Origin of the sequence: Campylobacter sp. TTU-622, assembly GCF_016598965.1 — a bacterium.
GTDB lineage: Bacteria > Campylobacterota > Campylobacteria > Campylobacterales > Campylobacteraceae > Campylobacter_D.
Genome location: NZ_JAENKR010000226.1, coordinates 1 through 437, shown reverse-complemented (window position 1 = coordinate 437; position 437 = coordinate 1). Strand labels below are relative to the sequence as shown.

1 protein-coding gene is annotated in these 437 nt (G+C 24.5%); it reads left to right on the top strand.

The window, feature by feature from the left end:
• Positions 1-358: META domain-containing protein (locus JG677_RS08605; RefSeq protein WP_200286226.1), on the top strand; the 358-nt coding region annotated here is incomplete at its 5' end.
• Positions 359-437: the final 79 nt, after the last annotated feature.

Below are 437 nucleotides of genomic sequence, written 5' to 3'. Positions count from 1 at the left end.
GTCTTTTGATATTTTGCCTCAAAATGCAATTTTAAAAATTGAAAAAATAGTTGTAAATGATAAAACTTTTATTCCTAAAAATACAGAAGAGGATCCAAATATTAGTTTTGACAATAATAAATTTTATGGTTATTCAGGATGTAATCGTTTCTTTGGCGCTTATCAAAGTGATGGAAAAATTCTTACAGTTGAAGGTGATCGTGTAGCCTCTACTCAAATGTATTGTCATCCACAAGAAGTAATGGATTTTGAAAATACTTTTTTATCTAATTTTAAAGGGAAATTTAAAATTTTAAATGAAAATGGAAAACTTAATTTGAGTAATGAAAATGGATCAATGAAAATCTTTTTTAAATAATATTTTATCCATTAATGAGTAAAATACGCCTTTTATTATCAAAAAAGGTTAAAAATGATAAAAACTATTGCTGAATGGA